Genomic DNA, 16,763 nt, shown 5'->3' with positions numbered 1-16,763 from the left:
CTCCCGCAGAGCCGATGAGTTCGGAACCGACAAGCAGGCGGTCCTCACACGGATGTTGAGGACCGCCTGCTCGCGGGCTGTGTGTGCGCCCGGCCTTCCGGAGCGCACCCGTGACGGACTACTTCGCCTTGCGCGCCACCGTGAAGTGGTCGATCCGGTCACCGGTCTCGGCGATGCCCTGGACCTTCAGCGTCGTGTAGTGACCCTTGGACGCGGGCGTGACGTCCACGCGCAGGAACGAGTAGTTCAGGTAGCGGACCCGGGACCAGGCGACAGTCTCGTTCTGCTTGCCGCCCTTGAGGTTGATGAAGGAGGCGACGGACTCGACCTCGTTCTCGTGGCCCTCGTAGGAGTCGGGAGCGCTGAACGCGTACAGGCTGCGGCCGGCCGCGCCCGCCGTGACGTACACGACACCCTCGGTCTCGGGGTACGCCGTGCCACCGATCGGGAGCTTCTTGGTGACCGCGTCGCCCTTGATGACGTCGGTGCGCTCGTACTGGTGGTTGTGACCGTTGATGACGAGGTCGACGTTGTACTTCTCGAACAGCGGCACCCACTCCTGTCGCACGCCCCCCTCCGAGGCGTGCGCCGTGGACGTGCAGTACGCGCAGTGGTGGAAGAACACGATGACGAAGTCGATGTCGTTCGAGGCCCGGAACTTCTTCAGCTGCGCCTCGAACCATGTGGTCTGGGTGCCGCCGGAGATGCCCAGGTTCGCCGGGATCTCGAAGGAGACGTCGTTGGGGTCGAGGGAGATGACCGCCGTGTTCCCGTAGACGAAGGAGTAGACGCCGGGCAGGTTCGCCTTGTCCGGGCCGTTGTCCGGGAGGCTCCAGCGGGCTTCCTCGCCGCCGTAGCCGTTCGGCGAGTACCAGGCCTCCATGTCGTGGTTGCCGTACGAGACCATCCACGGGATCTGCTTGGCGACCGACTCGGTCTGGGCCAGGAACTGGTCCCAGGTGCGGGAGTCGAAGCCGGTGTCCTCGGCCTTGCCCTGGCCGGCCGGGTCGCCGTAGGCGATGTCGCCGGCGTGCAGGTGGAAGGCCGGGTTCTGGCCGAGGATGAGGCTGTCGTTGGCCAGGGCGTGGTAGCTGACGCCCTGGTCGCCGAAGGCCGTGAAGGTGAACGGGGCCTTGTGGGCGGGGGCGGTGGTGAAGGTGCCCAGGGTGCCGAGAAGGTGCGCCTCGGCGGGGTCGAAGCCCTGGTGGCCGACGCCGTAGTAGTAGGTCTGGCCGGGGCGCAGGTGGGTGAGCTTGGCGTGCACGTAGTACTGGGTGTGGTTGCCGCTCGCGCCGACGCCGGCCGGGGTGTAGAGGGTGCGGACCTCGGCGTCGATCTTGCGGGACAGGTCCGTGGGGCGGGCGCCGATGCGGATGAAGGGCTTCTTCACCGCGACCGGGACCTGCCAGGAGACGGTGATCTCCGTGCGCGGGTCGTTGCCGTAGGCCAGGTGGCGGCCGAAGGGGGCGACGTACGCGCCGTCGACCGTCTCGGTGGCCGGGGCGGTGCGCTGGGTCGGTACGGCGGCCTGGGCGGTCCCGCCCGCCACGAACGCGCCACCGGTGACGGCGCCGAGCGTGACGGCGCCGCCTCTGATCATCGTGCGCCGAGAGAATCTGGCGCGCAGGTACTCGTGCTGCTCGGCCATGCTCATGCGCTCGGCCAGCTTGTCGGGTACGCCCATGCGAGGAATGTCCATGGCGTCTGAAACTCGTTCACGTTGTCAACGAGACACAGGACACAGGATGGACGGATCGCAAACAGACTCCCATAAGAGTTTCAACAGGTAGTTGCCCGAAATCGGGCAGGATCCTTGCGAAACTTTCGCCGGTACCCCAGGATCTACCGGGTGCACGACGAACTCGTTGATCATCTGACGCGGTCCACGACCCTCAACCGGGGCGAGGCGCTGCGTGTGATCCAGGACGTGCTCGCCTACTTCGACGAGACGACCGAGGACTACGTCCGTCGCCGCCACCGCGAGCTCCAGACTCAGGGCCTGGTGAACGCGACGATCTTCGAGCGGATCGAGGCGGACCTGAAATACCGGGCGGTGGCACCGCCGGAGCTCACGCTCCGACAGTTGCGCCGCATGGTCTACGGCTGAGGAATACCTATATATGTGCGGAATTGTCGGATACATCGGGAAGCGTGACGTAGCCCCCCTCCTCCTCGAAGGCCTGCAGCGCCTGGAGTACCGCGGCTACGACTCCGCAGGCATCGTCGTCACCTCGCCGAAGACGGCCGGCCTGAAGATGGTCAAGGCCAAGGGCCGGGTGCGCGACCTGGAGGCCAAGGTCCCGGCGCGCTTCAAGGGCACCACCGGTATCGCTCACACCCGCTGGGCCACCCACGGCGCCCCGTCCGACGTGAACGCCCACCCGCACATGGATGCCGAGGGCAAGGTCGCCGTCGTCCACAACGGCATCATCGACAACGCCTCCGACCTGCGCCGCAAGCTGGAGGCGGACGGCGTCGAGTTCCTCTCCGAGACCGACACCGAGGTCCTCACCCATCTGATCGCCCGCTCCCAGGCCGAGAAGCTCGAGGACAAGGTCCGCGAGACGCTGCGCGTCGTCGAGGGCACGTACGGCATCGCGGTCCTGCACGCCGACTTCCCCGACCGGATCGTGGTGGCCCGCAACGGCTCCCCGGTGGTCCTCGGCATCGGCGAGAAGGAGATGTTCGTCGCCTCGGACATCGCCGCGCTGGTCACCCACACCCGCCAGATAGTCACCCTCGACGACGGCGAGATGGCCACCCTCAAGGCCGACGACTTCCGCACCTACACCACCGAGGGCACCCGCACCACGGCCGAGCCGACCACGGTGGAGTGGGAGGCCGCGTCGTACGACATGGGCGGCCACGACACCTACATGCACAAGGAGATCCACGAGCAGGCCGAGGCCGTGGACCGTGTGCTGCGCGGGCGCATCGACGACCGCTTCTCCACCGTGCACCTCGGCGGCCTCAACCTGGACGCCCGCGAGGCCCGTCAGATCCGCCGCGTCAAGATCCTCGGCTGCGGCACCTCGTACCACGCGGGCATGATCGGCGCCCAGATGATCGAGGAGCTGGCCCGCATCCCCGCGGACGCCGAGCCGGCCTCCGAGTTCCGCTACCGCAACGCCGTCGTGGACCCCGACACCCTCTACGTCGCCGTCTCCCAGTCCGGTGAGACGTACGACGTCCTCGCCGCCGTCCAGGAGCTGAAGCGCAAGGGCGCGCGGGTCCTCGGTGTCGTCAACGTGGTGGGCTCGGCGATCGCCCGCGAGGCGGACGGCGGCATCTACGTCCACGCCGGACCCGAGGTCTGCGTCGTGTCGACCAAGTGCTTCACGAACACGACGGTCGCCTTCGCGCTGCTCGCCCTGCACCTCGGCCGCACCCGTGACCTCTCCGTGCGGGACGGCAAGCGGATCATCGAGGGCCTGCGAAGGCTGCCCGAGCAGATCAGCGAGATCCTCAAGCAGGAGGAGCAGATCAAGGAGCTGGCCGAGCAGTACGCCGAGGCCCGCTCGATGCTCTTCATCGGCCGCGTCCGGGGCTACCCGGTGGCCCGCGAGGCCTCTTTGAAGCTCAAGGAGGTCTCGTACATCCACGCCGAGGCGTACCCCGCCTCGGAGCTGAAGCACGGTCCGCTGGCCCTGATCGAGCCTGCTCTGCCGACGGTCGCGATCGTCCCCGACGACGACCTCCTGGAGAAGAACCGCGCCGCCCTGGAGGAGATCAAGGCCCGCAGCGGCCGGATCCTCGCGGTGGCCCACCAGGACCAGGAGAAGGCCGACCAGACGATCGTCGTTCCCAAGAACGAGGACGAGTTGGACCCGATCCTGATGGGCATCCCCCTCCAACTCCTCGCCTACCACACGGCATTGACCCTGGGAAGGGACATCGACAAGCCGCGGAACCTCGCCAAGTCGGTAACGGTGGAATAAGCGCCCCCGAAGGGGCGCGGGGCTGTATCGACCTGCGCTCCGCCGCGCGGGCGCGACCAGCTCCCACAAACCCGCGCGGGCCGGACAACAGAACGGACCCCCACGTGTGCCACCAAACCACGGGGGGTCCGCTCACAGTCACCGGGGAAGACCAACTCCCCGGCGTCGGCTGCGTATTAGCCGGCGGCCGTCACCCCCCGGCCCGCAGCCCGCTTGGAAAGCGCGGTCGGCCAGTGCGCCAGCGCCGCGGTCGCCGCGTACCAGGCCACCGCACCGGCGGCCACGGCGACCCAGCCGCCGACCTTCGTGAGGCTGTCGTTGGTCGCGAACTGCCCGATGGCGAGGAGCACGAGGGAGACGCAGAACAGCCCGTAGGTCCCCTGGGTGAGCTGATCGCCGCCCGCGAGAGTCAGGGTGAGGGTCACGAGGGCGAACAGGAGTAGGAACATCCCCGCCGCGTTGGCGGACGCGTTGCCCCCGGCCGAGACGGCCCAGGTGAACCACAGGGCGCCGAGCGCCGAGTAGGCCGTACCTGTTGCCGTGTCGCGGTCGCGGAAGGCGAACAGACCGGCGACGAAGAGTGCGACGCCGCCTACGTAGTGGGCCAGTGACACGGCGTCGGATGCCCCCACGCCGTCGATCACGTCGGTCAGGCCGAGACCGAACGCCAAGAGGGTGATCCCCAGGGCGAGTCGGCCGACGACCGTGGTGGTGCTTCCCGCAGAGACGTCGTTGTCCACGGCGGGCTCCCTTCATGCAAAGTGCAACTGCGCGGTGACCGATATATGCCCTTCACAAGGACACAAACACTCCTACGCGCGAGTAGATTTGTGTCGCTCGGAAGGACAGTCGGACGCCGCCAGGGAGCCATGTCACCTGGGCCAACGATGAGTTACGGAATGACGACGACCGGGCGCTGGGCCCGCTTCGCGAGCCGCCCGGCGACCGAGCCGAAAATCCGCCCGACGATGCCGTGGGTGGACCCGACGACGATCGCGTCGGCCTCGTACTCTCGCCCCACCTCTTCGAGTTCGTGGCAGATGTCGCCGCCGCGCTCGACGAGGATCCAGGGCACTTCGGCCAGATAGTCCGCACAGGCGAGTTCGAGCCCGAGGACCTCGGTGCGGTGATCCGGCACGTCGACGAAGACCGGTGGTTCGCACCCCGCCCACACCGTGGTGGGCAGCCGGTTGGCGACGTGGACGATGATCAGGCCCGAGCCGGAGCGGTGGGCCATGCCGATCGCGTAGGCGAGGGCGCGCTCACTGGAGGTGGAGCCGTCGAAGCCGACGACCACTCCGTGCTTGAAGGCGGGATCGCAGGAATGGCGTGACTCTTCCGCCGCCAGGGGATCGGCCGCCGTGGGGTCGGCGACCGGCCGCTTGCGGTCCTGGGATTCGAAGAATTCGTGACCGGCCATGGGTGTCTCGGCGTTTTGATCCTCGTGGGTGGGACGACAGTGTGCGGCGGAGCTGTGTCCGGGAAACATCTTCCCAACCCCATACCCCAAGGGTACGGCGGCACGCCTCCTTCGCCCAGATCCCGTGCGCACTCCACGAGGAGGTCCCGGGAGCCCGTCGGGGTTCCCCGGAGCATGCACGAGAGGCGCCCGTGACGCAATGGTCGCTGCTTCGTACAGGCGGTTTGCACAGGATTCCGTCGGGTACGCGCATCCGGCCGGATCCGTACAGTGACCGAACCCTCGAGCATGCGTTGATCACGGCGAGCCACCACCCCAGGGCGCGCGACAGGGAGTGACGACATGTCCGGACCACGACCCACCAGCGAACCGCGTCGCGCACCGGACGCCGTGACCGACCTGGTCCGCTGGGCGGCCTTCAGCTGCGTCCTCGTCCCCATGGTCCTGATCTGGTACGGCACCTCGCCGGCCGGCGCCGCGGGCACCGCCCTCGGTCTGGCCGCCATGACCGGCGCATGCTGCTTCCTCATGCGCCGTTCCGAGCGTGCGGGCTCCCGAAGAGGCGGACGTCACATTCGGGAACGGGCCGAGGATCGGGCACCGGTCGACTGACCGGTTTCCGCGCACACGACCACTGGTTTTCAGCCAACTTCAGGACACCATGCGGGACATGGTCCAGCCACCCCCCAACCCCCGTTCCACCTGCACGGAAAGGGCCCTGGAGACCCTGCGCACCCTACGCGGTTTAGCCACTGCCACGAGGCGCACTTCCCTGCACGGCCCGCGAGTGCAACGCTTCGTGATCGAATGCTTCACGCCAAGTTGCCATGTCGACAATGTGCCGCGTGTCGAACTGGTCACCGCGGGCCCGCGGAACCCAGTAGATTCGATCTTGACTGTCTTACGGCGGGGGAATCGTGCAGGACCAAGGGGAAACGTGCAGGAGCGACACAACCGAGGAGCCGCGACCACCGAGGGGGGCTTAGCAGGATGAGCCACGACTCCACTGCCACGCCGGAAGCCGCGGCCCGGAAACTGTCCGGGCGACGCCGCAAGGAGATCGTCGCGGTGCTGCTGTTCAGCGGCGGCCCCATCTTCGAGAGTTCCATACCGCTTTCGGTGTTCGGGATCGACCGCCAGGACGCCGGGGTACCGCGCTACCGACTACTGGTGGCCGCCGGTGAGGAAGGCCCGCTGCGGACCACAGGGGGCCTCGAACTCACCGCGCCGCACGGGCTGGAAGCGATCTCGCGCGCGGGCACGGTCGTCGTGCCGGCCTGGCGCTCGATCACCTCACCGCCACCGGAGGAGGCGCTCGACGCACTACGCCGGGCGCACGAGGAGGGCGCCCGCATCGTAGGCCTGTGCACCGGCGCCTTCGTGCTGGCCGCGGCGGGCCTGCTGGACGGCCGCCCCGCCACGACGCACTGGATGTACGCGCCGACGCTGGCCAAGCGCTACCCGTCGGTGCACGTCGATCCACGAGAACTCTTCGTGGACGACGGCGACGTCCTGACCTCCGCCGGTACCGCGGCCGGAATCGACCTCTGTCTCCACATTGTGCGCACGGACCACGGCAACGAGGCGGCGGGCGCGCTCGCCCGGCGCCTGGTGGTACCGCCGCGCCGCAGCGGCGGTCAGGAGCGCTACCTCGACAGGTCTTTACCAGAGGAGATCGGCGCCGACCCGCTGGCCGAGGTCGTCGCCTGGGCGCTGGAGCATCTTCACGAGCAGTTCGACGTGGAGACGCTGGCCGCGCGCGCGTACATGAGCCGCCGTACGTTCGACCGCCGCTTCCGCTCGCTGACCGGAAGCGCGCCGCTGCAGTGGCTGATCACGCAGCGTGTGCTCCAGGCGCAACGCCTCCTGGAGACGTCGGACTACTCGGTGGACGAGGTCGCGGGTCGCTGCGGCTTCCGCTCCCCGGTGGCACTGCGCGGCCACTTCCGGCGCCAGCTGGGTTCGTCCCCGGCGGCCTACCGCGCCGCGTACCGGGCACGCCGCCCGCAGAGTGAGAAACCCGGCGACGGCGAGCCTGCGGCGATGCAGTCCGGTACGTCCCCCGGCCTGCCGGGCGGAGTCGGCGCGCCGCCCCTGCTGCACCCGGAGAGCGCGGTACCGATGCAGAGCCGCCGCACGGCCGCGGCGATGAGCCTGTCACCGGACCCGTACGTGACGAGCAGAGCCAGCCTGCCGGGCCCACGAACGGGCACGTGACGGCGCCGGGGCCCGAGGCATCCACCTCGGGCCCCGGCCACTCCCTCACCCCGGCCTGTCCGGGCAACCCCACTCACAAGGTCACCGCACGGTCGGCTCAGCCGGCGTCACCGCGCCGTAAGGTTAGACATATGAACGATCGCATGGTGTGGATCGACTGCGAGATGACAGGACTCTCGCTGTCCGACGACGCGCTCATCGAGGTGGCCGCGCTGGTCACCGACTCCGAGCTGAACGTACTCGGCGAGGGGGTGGACATCGTCATCCGTCCACCCGACTCGGCGCTGGAGACGATGCCGGAGGTGGTGCGTCAGATGCACACGTCGTCCGGGCTGCTCGACGAGCTGGCCGGCGGCACGACGCTGGCCGACGCGGAGGCGCAGGTCCTGGCGTACGTGCGGGAGCACGTGAAGGAGCCCGGCAAGGCCCCCTTGTGCGGCAACTCCGTCAGCACAGACCGCGGCTTCCTGCTGCGGGACATGCCGACCCTGGAGGACTACCTCCACTACCGGATCGTTGACGTGTCCTCCATCAAGGAGCTGGCCCGGCGCTGGTACCCGCGGGCCTACTTCAACAGCCCGGAGAAGAACGGCAACCACCGCGCCCTCGCCGACATCCGCGAGTCGATCGCGGAGCTGCGCTACTACCGCGAGGCCATCTTCGTACCCCAGCCCGGCCCCGACTCGGAGACCGCGAGGACGATCGCCGCCAAGCACGTCCTGCCTGCTCAGCAGGCCTGAGCGGCAGCCGCGGAGGCGCGCCGTAAAAGCCGTGCGCGAGCACCCCTTCGGACCCTGTACACTTTTTCTCGGCCGGTCGGGAAGACCACGCAGTCCAACTGCCGGTCATGGTGGGTGTAGCTCAGTTGGTAGAGCACCTGGTTGTGGTCCAGGTGGTCGCGGGTTCAAGTCCCGTCACTCACCCTCAATAGTCAGCCGGTGACTTCGTCGAAGGACGAGGTCACCGGCTTTCTCGTTGCCCCCGACGGGGCCGGGCGTCACGACGACGCCCGCGCCACCAGCTCCGTAGCCAACACCACATGCCGCCGCTCCAGCCCCCTGGACGCGGGCGGGCGGCTGTCGGCGATCTCCTCCAGGAGCAGGTCGAGCATCGCGCGGCCCATCTCCTCGATCGGCTGGCGGACGCTGGTCAGGGGCGGGTCCATGTGGCGGGCTATCGCCGAGTCGTCGTAGCCGACCAGGGCCACGTCGGCGGGGATGCGGCGGCCCGCCTCGCGCAGCACCTGCCGGGCGCCGGCCGCGGTGACGTCCGAGCCGGCGAACACCGCGTCCAGGGCCGGGTCGCGCTCCAGCAGCCTGGTCATCGCGCGGCGGCCGCCCTCCTCGGTGAAGTCGCCCGGCTCGATGAGGAGTTCGTCCACCGGGTACCCCACGTCGCGCAGGGCGTCGCGGTAGCCGGCGACGCGCTGCTGGGCACCGTACACGTCGAGGCGGCCGGTGATGTGCGCGATCGTGCGGCGGCCGTGGGCGAAGAGGTGCTCGACGGCCGAGCGGCCGCCGCCGTAGTTGTCCGAGTCGACCGAGGTGAGCGTCTCCGCCGCCGAGCGCGGGCCGCTGATCACCGCCGGGATCTCCAGCTGCGCCAGCAGATCGGGCAGCGGGTCGTCCGCGTGGACGGAGACCAGCAGGACGCCGTCGACCCGGTGCGCCGCCAGGTACTGCGCCAGCCGCTGCCGCTCCCGGTCGCTGCCCGCGAAGATCAGCAGCAGCTGCATCTCGGTGTCGGAGAGTTCGGCGCCGACACCGCGCAGCATGTCCGAGAAGTACGGTTCCGCGAAGAAGCGGGTCTCGGGTTCGGGGACGACGAGGGCGATGGCGTCCGTGCGGTTGGCGGCGAGGGCGCGGGCCGCGGTGTTGGGGACGTAGCCGAGTTCCTCGACCGCCGCCTCGACGGCCGCGCGGGTCGCGTCGCTGACCCGGGGCGACCCGTTGATCACGCGCGAGACAGTGCCACGGCCCACTCCGGCGCGGGCGGCGACCTCTTCCAGCGTGGGCCGACGGCCACTCCGGCCCCGCGTTCCGTGGCTTGCCATGGGCTCCGCCTCCATCGACCGTTCACTCGACCGCAACGTGCACCGCCGCAGGGCGGCTGGCCTGGAATCTAACAGTCCCGTGTGTTGAGGTGGTTCCTCGCGGGTCCCCCAGGCCACCAACCGGCGTTAGCTAACAGGCAGATAACTGAACGCATATCTCCGCGTCCGCTCCCTTGACACCCCCGCCGGAACCGACGACCCTTCAACACATCACTGGTGGGAGCGCTCCCACAGTACCTGACACATACACATCCCGCACGTTCCCCGCCCGAGCCGCAGCGAGTAACAACGGGCCCAACAGTGCAGTTGGCCGGGGGGTCGGCACGTCAGGCAACAGGAGGACGCAATGCGCACGAGTACCCGCCGGTCCCGCAGGCTGGCGACTGTCGCGGTCGTCGCCGCGCTGGCCACGGGGCTGCTGGCCGGTTGCTCCAGCGACCCGGACGACGGCTCGTCGGACACCGGTGGCGGCAACGCCAACGGGAAGACCACTCTGACCATCGGTACCTTCGGCGTCTTCGGCTACAAGCAGGCCGGCCTCTACGACGAGTACATGAAGCTGCACCCGGACATCAACATCAAGGAGAACGTCACCACTCGTACCGACGTCTACTGGCCGAAGGTCCTCACCCGCCTCCAGGCCGGCTCCGGCACCGACGACGTCCAGGCGATCGAGGTCGGCAACATCACCGAGGCCGTCCAGACGCAGGCGGACAAGTTCGTGGACCTCGGCAAGGACGTCGACAAGTCCCAGTGGCTGGACTGGAAGCTCGCCCAGGCCACCACCAAGGACGGCAAGACGATCGGGCTCGGTACGGACATCGGCCCGATGGCGATCTGCTACCGCAAGGACCTGTTCCAGAAGGCCGGGCTCGAGACCGACCGGACCAAGCTCGCCGCGCAGTGGAAGGGCGACTGGACCAAGTACGTCGACCTCGGCAAGGAGTACATGAAGAAGGCGCCCAAGGGCACCAAGTTCGTGGACTCGGCCTCCTCCGTCTACAACGCGGCCCTCGGTGGTCAGGACCAGCGTTACTACGACAAGGACGGCAACGTCATCTGGGACAAGTCCACGGGCGTGAAGAACGCGTGGAACGCCGCCATGGAGGTGGCGACCAGCAACATGTCGGCGAAGCTGAAGCAGTTCGACCCGACGTGGGACCAGGGCTACGCGAACGGCACCTTCGCCACCGTCGCCTGCCCGGCCTGGATGATCGGCTACATCGAGCAGAAGTCCGGTGACTCCGGCAAGGGCAAGTGGGACGTGGCGGCTGCGCCGACCGCGGCCAACTGGGGCGGTTCGTTCCTCGGCGTGCCGACGGCGAGCAAGCACCAGAAGGAGGCCGTCGCCCTGGCCAAGTGGCTGACCGCGCCCGAGCAGCAGGCGAAGGTCTTCGCCAAGCAGGCGAGCTTCCCGTCGACGCCGTCGGCGTACGCGAACCTGACGCCGGCCGCCGACACCACGGCGTACTTCTCCGGGGCCCCGATCACGCAGATCTTCTCCGACTCGGCGAACACCATCCCGACGCAGTACTTCGGCGTCAAGGACCAGCCGATCGGCACCGCGATCACCGACATCGGCATCCTCCAGGTCGAGCAGAAGGGCAAGACGCCCGCTCAGGGCTGGGACGCCGCCAGCAAGGAGATCAAGGACGTGCTCGGCCAGTGACCAGCTCCAAGCAGGCTCTCGCGCAACCCGCGTCGAGCGCCGACGCCGCGCCCGGCAATCAGCCGGGCGCGGCGGGGGGCGCTCAAGGTCGCGGTGCGCCGCCGGGCGCCGACTCCTGGCGCCGGCGGCTGTACCGCTGGGACATGAAGGCGTCGCCGTACGCGTTCGTCGCCCCGTTCTTCATCCTGTTCGGGGCCTTCACACTGGTCCCGCTGCTCTACACGGCCTGGTACTCGCTGCACAACGTGCAGCTGTCCGCGCTGGACACCCAGACCTGGGCGGGCCTGGACAACTACAAGAACCTGTTGTCCTCGGACTTCTTCTGGAACGCCCTCACGAACACCTTCACCATCGGCCTGATCTCTACCGTGCCGCAGCTGATGGCGGCGATCTGGCTGGCGCACCTGCTCAACTACAAGTTGCGGGGCTCCACCGTCTGGCGGGTCGTGATGCTCACCCCGTACGCCACCTCCGTGGCGGCGGCGACGCTCGTCTTCACGCTGCTGTACTCGTGGGACGGCGGCATGGTCAACTGGATCCTGCACTTCGTCGGGGTGGATCCGATCAACTGGCGTGAGTCGGACTGGGGTTCGCAGTTCGCGGTGTCCTCGATCGTGATCTGGCGGTGGACGGGCTACAACGCGCTGATCTATCTGGCGGCGATGCAGGCGATCCCGGCCGATCTGTACGAGTCGGCGGCGATCGACGGGGCCAACCGCTGGCAGCAGTTCCGGCACGTGACCGTCCCGCAGCTGCGGCCGACGATCCTGTTCACGGTGGTCGTCTCCACCATCGGCGCGACCCAGCTCTTCGGTGAGCCGCTGCTGTTCGGCGGGGTCAGCGGGTCGAAGGGCGGCTCCGAGCACCAGTACCAGACGCTAGGTCTGTACATGTACGACCAGGGCTGGATCATCGGCAACCTCGGCAAGGCCTCCGCGATCGCCTGGTCGATGTTCCTGATCCTGCTGATCATCGCCGCGGTCAATCTGCTGATCACCCGACGGCTGAGGAAGTCCCAATGACCACCAGTGAACTGACCCTGCCGCAGACATCGAAGGTCGGGAAGACCGGGCGCCGCCGGCTGATGGGCGCGGGCAAACAGCTGTACGCGGGTCCCGTCACCTATGTCGTCCTGACGGTGTTCGCGCTGATCTCGCTGGCGCCGCTGGTGTGGACGGCCATCGCGGCCTCGCGCAACGACCGGCGTCTCGCGCAGACCCCGCCGCCGCTGTGGTTCGGCGGGAACCTGTTCAAGAACCTCGAGACCGCGTGGGACCAGGCCGGCCTCGGCACCGCGATGGTCAACTCGACGTTCGTGGCGGGCACGATCACCATCAGTACGGTCCTGTTCGCGACGCTCGCCGGCTTCGCCTTCGCCAAGCTGCGGTTCCGCTTCTCCGGGCTTCTGCTGCTGCTGACGATCGGCACGATGATGATCCCACCGCAGCTGGCGGTCGTACCGCTGTATCTGTGGATGTCGGACCTCGGCTGGTCGAACCAGCTTCAGACGGTGATCCTGCCGAGCCTGGTGACCGCGTTCGGCACGTTCTTCATGCGGCAGTACCTGGTGCAGGCGCTGCCGACGGAGCTGATCGAGGCGGCCCGGGTGGACGGGGCGAGCAGCCTCAGGATCGTCTGGCACGTCGTCTTCCCGGCGGCGCGTCCGGCGATGGCCGTGCTCGGTCTGCTGACGTTCGTGTTCGCGTGGAACGACTTCCTGTGGCCGATCATCGCCCTCAACCAGCAGAACCCGACCGTGCAGGTCGCGCTCAACTCCCTGGGCACCGGCTATGTGCCTGACCAGGCGGTGATCATGGCGGGCGCGCTGCTCGGCACGCTGCCCCTGCTCGTCGCGTTCCTCCTGTTCGGCAGGCAGATCGTGGGCGGGATCATGCAGGGCGCGATCAAGGGCTGACCGCGTCCGGGCCTCCGGCCTCCCCGCGCCGCTTCCCCGCTCGGGCAGCCCTTCAGGGCCGGGTCACCGCCGCCCCGGCCCTCCCCCTCCTTTTCTCCCCTTCCCCCTCTTCTCCCCACCCCTCTTCGGTCTCCACGACCACTTTTGGGAGCGCTTCCATGCCTGACTCCGTTACCCCCGTGACCTTTCCTCCCGCCTTCCTCTGGGGCGCCGCGACCTCCGCGTACCAGATCGAGGGGGCGGTGCGGGAGGACGGGCGCACCCCGTCGATCTGGGACACCTTCAGCCATACGCCGGGCAGGACGGCAGGCGGCGAGACCGGTGACATCGCTGTCGACCACTACCACCGCTACCGCGACGACGTGGCGCTGATGGCGGAGCTGGACCTTTCCGCGTACCGGTTCTCGATCTCCTGGTCGCGGGTGCAGCCGACGGGCCGGGGACCGGCCGTGCAGGTGGGTCTGGACTTCTACCGCCGTCTGGTGGACGAGCTCCTCGAGCACGGCATCAAGCCGGCCGTCACCCTCTATCACTGGGACCTGCCGCAGGAGCTGGAGGACGCGGGCGGCTGGCCGGAGCGGGACACGGCGTACCGTTTCGCGGAGTACGCGCAGATGGTCGGCGAGGCGCTCGGGGACCGCGTGGAGCAGTGGATCACGCTGAACGAGCCGTGGTGCAGCGCGTTCCTGGGCTACGGCTCCGGGGTGCACGCGCCGGGCCGTACGGACCCGCTCGCGTCGCTGCGGGCCGCGCACCACCTCAACCTGGCGCACGGGCTCGGCACTTCGGCCCTGCGCTCGGTGATGCCGTCGCGCAACTCGATCGCGGTGAGCCTCAACTCCTCGGTGGTGCGCACGGTGTCGCAGAGCCCGGCGGACCTGGCGGCGGGACAGCGCATCGACGACCTGGCCAACGGAGTCTTCCACGGCCCGATGCTGCACGGCGCGTACCCGGCGACGCTGTTCACGGCCACGTCGTCGGTCACGGACTGGTCGTACGTCCTCGACGGCGACCTGCGCGCGATCCACCAGCCGCTCGACGCGCTGGGCCTCAACTACTACACGCCGGCTCTGGTGTCGGCGGTCGACACGGACGCGGACGCGGCGACCAAGCGCGCGGACGGGCACGGGGCGAGCGACCACTCCCCCTGGCCTTCGGCCGACGACGTCGCCTTCCACCAGACGCCGGGCGAGCGCACGGAGATGGGCTGGACGATCGACCCGACGGGCCTGCACGAGCTGATCATGCGGTACTCGCGGGAGGCGCCGGGCCTGGCGCTGTACATCACCGAGAACGGCGCGGCCTACGACGACAAGCCCGACCCGGACGGCACCGTGCACGACCCGGAGCGCATCGCGTACCTGCACGGCCACCTGTCGGCGGTCCGCCGGGCCATCGCGGACGGCGCGGACGTGCGCGGCTACTACCTGTGGTCCCTGATGGACAACTTCGAATGGGCGTACGGCTACGAGAAGCGCTTCGGCGCGGTGTACGTGGACTACGCGACGCTGGCCCGCACCCCGAAGTCGAGCGCCCGCTGGTACGCGCAGGCGGCCCGGACGGGGACGCTGCCGGAGGTCGAGGGCGAGTAGCCGGGCTCGGGACAGGGGGCCGAGTCGGGGGAGGGACGGGGCGCGGCACGCTCACATGGAGGGGACGTGCCGTGCCCCGCTGCTCACCGGGTCACCCGTCCTGGAACAGCTCCTTGGCGGTCGAGACGGTCAGGGTCCGGTCGAGCCAGGTACCGAGAGGAGCCGTGCGAGGCGCGCACTGCGTCCACCGTCGTGGAGCCCGGCGGCGACGAGCAGCCGTGCGACAGGCAACACGGGATCACTGCGCATGCCGTGGAGCACGTCGTCCACCAGTCGACCCGCCATGTCCGGGTCGTGTGGCCACAGGCCCGCACGACCCCGCGCGGCGGATGGAGCGCGAACCAGGCCGCCAGTGCCGTCTTGCCCGCCCACGGCCTGCCCTGCAGCCAGCGGTACGGATCCGTTCCGCCGGGTTTCGAGAGTGGCTCAGTTGAACGCGTTGAACGCCTTCGAGAACGCGAACGCGTCCTGGGTGATGGAGCTGCACGTGGGGTCGGCCGAGGGCTTGGGGCCGCCGGCGCACTGCTTGTCGCGACCCGCGGACCACATCGACAGCCCGCCGAGGCCCTTGGACTTGGCGAAGTTCACCAGCTGGGTGGCGTCGTCGACCTTGAAGATCTCGGAGGAGACGTCGTTCACGCCGATCATCGGGGTGACCGCCACCGTCTTCCAGGCGGCCGCGTCCGACAGGCCCAGCACGCTCTTGACCTGCGCCTGCGTGGCTGTCGCGGCCTGCTCGGCGTACGCGCCCATGTCGCCGCTGTACGAGGCGCCGTAGTCCATCGCCATGATGTTGACCGTGCTGGTCCTCACGCCGTTGGACTTGGCGTTCGACAGCAGGTTCACGCCGTCCTGGGTCAGGCCCTCCGGCATCACCGGAAGCGTGAAGGAGACGTCCAGGCCGGGGTGTTGGGCCTGGAGTTTGGCTATGGCCTGGGCTCGGCGCGTGTTCGCCGTCGTGTTGGGCAGCGCGCCGCCCTCCACGTCGAAGTCGACCTTGGTGAGCTTGTACGCGTCGACGACCTTGCCGTACGCCGTCGCCAGCGCGTCCGCCGAGGAGCAGGTCGTGGCGAGTTCGGAGCCGGACGCGCCGCCGAAGGAGACGCGCACGTCGCCGCCCTTGGCGCGCAGGGCGCCGATCTGGGCCGCCACGCCGTCGCTGTTCAGGTCGCTCACGCCGCCCCACTTCGGCGTGCAGCCGCCGCCGCCGTCGGTGATGAAGGCGAGGTTGTAGTTCTTGACGCCGGTCGCGTCGGCGCTCGCGAGGAGGTCGAAGGCAGGGTAGAGGGACGTGTCGACGTACGGCGCGAAGCCCGCGCCGGTGGGCGTACCCGTGCCCGTGCTTCCCGAAGGGGTGGGCGTGGGGGTCGGGGTCGGGGTCGCCGTCTTCGTCGGGGTCGAGGTCGGGCTCGGGGTCGGTGAGCTGGTCGGGCGGCCGCTCGGTTCCGGCGTCGCACCGTCGTCCGCGGAGCACTTCGCGTTGTCGATGAGACAGGCCGTCGGGTCGCCCGAACCGTTCACGACGAAGCCGATGGTGACCGACTCGCCCGCGGCCAGGCCGTCGGTGTCCCACTTCGGCGGTTTCACGGTGACGTGCCGGCCGCTCACGCTCGACTCGCCGTTCCACAGCGAGCTGAGCTTCGAGCCCGCCGGCAGGTCGAACTCCAGCGTCCAGTCCGCCTCTCGCTGACCGCTGTTGTTCATGACGACGTACTGCGCGGTGTAACCCGTCGACCAGTCGCTGGTCTTGGTGTACGCGGCGCCGATGCCCGCCGCCTGCGCGGTGCCGGTGAGCAGGACCGCGCCGCCACCGACGACGGCCGCGGCGACCAGTCCGCCTATCGCCTTGTTCCTGCCACTGATCCTGCGCCGGTGCGTGCTCATGCGCGTGCCTGCCTTCGCTGCTCACGGGGGTGGGGTGCGGCAGCACGCTAGCGACCGGGAATCGGACAAACGTCT

At 69.1% G+C, this 16,763-nt stretch carries 14 protein-coding genes and 1 tRNA gene; 10 read left to right on the top strand and 5 right to left on the bottom strand.

What is annotated here, in order from left to right:
• Nucleotides 1-118: 118 nt before the first annotated feature.
• Nucleotides 119-1,684 (bottom strand): purple acid phosphatase family protein, encoded by a 1,566-nt coding sequence (locus ACFYXB_RS18430; protein ID WP_389583325.1) that lies wholly within the window; start codon nucleotides 1,682-1,684, stop codon nucleotides 119-121.
• A 165-nt stretch (nucleotides 1,685-1,849) separates the two neighbouring features.
• Between ACFYXB_RS18430 and ACFYXB_RS18425 the strand changes: the two genes are divergently transcribed.
• Nucleotides 1,850-2,107 (top strand): hypothetical protein, encoded by a 258-nt coding sequence (locus tag ACFYXB_RS18425; RefSeq protein ID WP_351349898.1) that lies wholly within the window; start codon nucleotides 1,850-1,852, stop codon nucleotides 2,105-2,107.
• A gap of 13 nt (nucleotides 2,108-2,120) precedes the next feature.
• Nucleotides 2,121-3,938 carry a glutamine--fructose-6-phosphate transaminase (isomerizing) gene (glmS, locus tag ACFYXB_RS18420; protein WP_388497214.1) on the top strand — a complete coding sequence of 606 codons (1,818 nt, stop codon included), beginning with the start codon at nucleotides 2,121-2,123 and terminating at the stop codon, nucleotides 3,936-3,938.
• A gap of 176 nt (nucleotides 3,939-4,114) precedes the next feature.
• On the opposite strand, the gene ACFYXB_RS18415 is transcribed toward glmS, so the two are convergent.
• Nucleotides 4,115-4,678, bottom strand: coding sequence for a GPR1/FUN34/YaaH family transporter (locus tag ACFYXB_RS18415; RefSeq protein WP_389583321.1), 564 nt, complete (start codon nucleotides 4,676-4,678; stop codon nucleotides 4,115-4,117).
• A 152-nt stretch (nucleotides 4,679-4,830) separates the two neighbouring features.
• Nucleotides 4,831-5,358, bottom strand: coding sequence for a universal stress protein (locus ACFYXB_RS18410; protein ID WP_351349904.1), 528 nt, complete (start codon nucleotides 5,356-5,358; stop codon nucleotides 4,831-4,833).
• 342 nt (nucleotides 5,359-5,700) lie between these two features.
• Here ACFYXB_RS18410 and ACFYXB_RS18405 point away from each other — a divergent pair, with 342 nt between their 5' ends.
• The 4 genes from ACFYXB_RS18405 (at nucleotide 5,701) to ACFYXB_RS18390 (ending at nucleotide 8,498) form a co-directional block, all read left to right on the top strand.
• Nucleotides 5,701-5,970, top strand: coding sequence for a hypothetical protein (locus ACFYXB_RS18405; protein ID WP_389583318.1), 270 nt, complete (start codon nucleotides 5,701-5,703; stop codon nucleotides 5,968-5,970).
• Nucleotides 5,971-6,348: 378 nt separating this feature from the next.
• Complete coding sequence (locus tag ACFYXB_RS18400; protein ID WP_389583316.1) at nucleotides 6,349-7,575, top strand: helix-turn-helix domain-containing protein; 1,227 nt, start codon at nucleotides 6,349-6,351, stop codon at nucleotides 7,573-7,575.
• Between the two features lie 131 nt (nucleotides 7,576-7,706).
• Entirely contained in the window at nucleotides 7,707-8,315 is a 609-nt protein-coding gene (orn, locus tag ACFYXB_RS18395; RefSeq protein WP_351349910.1) for an oligoribonuclease, read from the top strand.
• A 110-nt stretch (nucleotides 8,316-8,425) separates the two neighbouring features.
• Nucleotides 8,426-8,498 (top strand) — tRNA-His (locus tag ACFYXB_RS18390).
• Between the two features lie 74 nt (nucleotides 8,499-8,572).
• Here the strand turns inward: ACFYXB_RS18390 and ACFYXB_RS18385 are convergent.
• The gene (locus ACFYXB_RS18385; protein WP_389583314.1) at nucleotides 8,573-9,628 is read right to left on the bottom strand and encodes a LacI family DNA-binding transcriptional regulator; all 1,056 of its coding nucleotides are present in this window, start codon (nucleotides 9,626-9,628) and stop codon (nucleotides 8,573-8,575) included.
• Between the two features lie 346 nt (nucleotides 9,629-9,974).
• Between ACFYXB_RS18385 and ACFYXB_RS18380 the strand changes: the two genes are divergently transcribed.
• The 4 genes from ACFYXB_RS18380 (at nucleotide 9,975) to ACFYXB_RS18365 (ending at nucleotide 14,804) form a co-directional block, all read left to right on the top strand.
• Nucleotides 9,975-11,297 carry an ABC transporter substrate-binding protein gene (locus ACFYXB_RS18380; protein WP_389583312.1) on the top strand — a complete coding sequence of 441 codons (1,323 nt, stop codon included), beginning with the start codon at nucleotides 9,975-9,977 and terminating at the stop codon, nucleotides 11,295-11,297.
• Nucleotides 11,294-12,319 (top strand): carbohydrate ABC transporter permease, encoded by a 1,026-nt coding sequence (locus ACFYXB_RS18375; protein ID WP_388497202.1) that lies wholly within the window; start codon nucleotides 11,294-11,296, stop codon nucleotides 12,317-12,319. The genes ACFYXB_RS18380 and ACFYXB_RS18375 overlap by 4 nt, the downstream gene beginning before the upstream one ends.
• The gene (locus ACFYXB_RS18370) at nucleotides 12,316-13,212 is read left to right on the top strand and encodes a carbohydrate ABC transporter permease (protein ID WP_351349918.1); all 897 of its coding nucleotides are present in this window, start codon (nucleotides 12,316-12,318) and stop codon (nucleotides 13,210-13,212) included. The genes ACFYXB_RS18375 and ACFYXB_RS18370 overlap by 4 nt, the downstream gene beginning before the upstream one ends.
• Nucleotides 13,213-13,370: 158 nt before the next feature.
• Nucleotides 13,371-14,804 carry a GH1 family beta-glucosidase gene (locus ACFYXB_RS18365; protein WP_389583309.1) on the top strand — a complete coding sequence of 478 codons (1,434 nt, stop codon included), beginning with the start codon at nucleotides 13,371-13,373 and terminating at the stop codon, nucleotides 14,802-14,804.
• A 426-nt stretch (nucleotides 14,805-15,230) separates the two neighbouring features.
• On the opposite strand, the gene ACFYXB_RS18360 is transcribed toward ACFYXB_RS18365, so the two are convergent.
• Nucleotides 15,231-16,688 carry a cellulose binding domain-containing protein gene (locus ACFYXB_RS18360; protein WP_389583307.1) on the bottom strand — a complete coding sequence of 486 codons (1,458 nt, stop codon included), beginning with the start codon at nucleotides 16,686-16,688 and terminating at the stop codon, nucleotides 15,231-15,233.
• Nucleotides 16,689-16,763: the final 75 nt, after the last annotated feature.

The sequence above is a fragment of the Streptomyces sp. NPDC002619 genome (assembly GCF_042889305.1).
Classification (GTDB): Bacteria; Actinomycetota; Actinomycetes; order Streptomycetales; family Streptomycetaceae; genus Streptomyces.
Note: the sequence above shows the minus strand (reverse complement) of the source record. Positions and strands in the feature narration are given on the sequence as shown.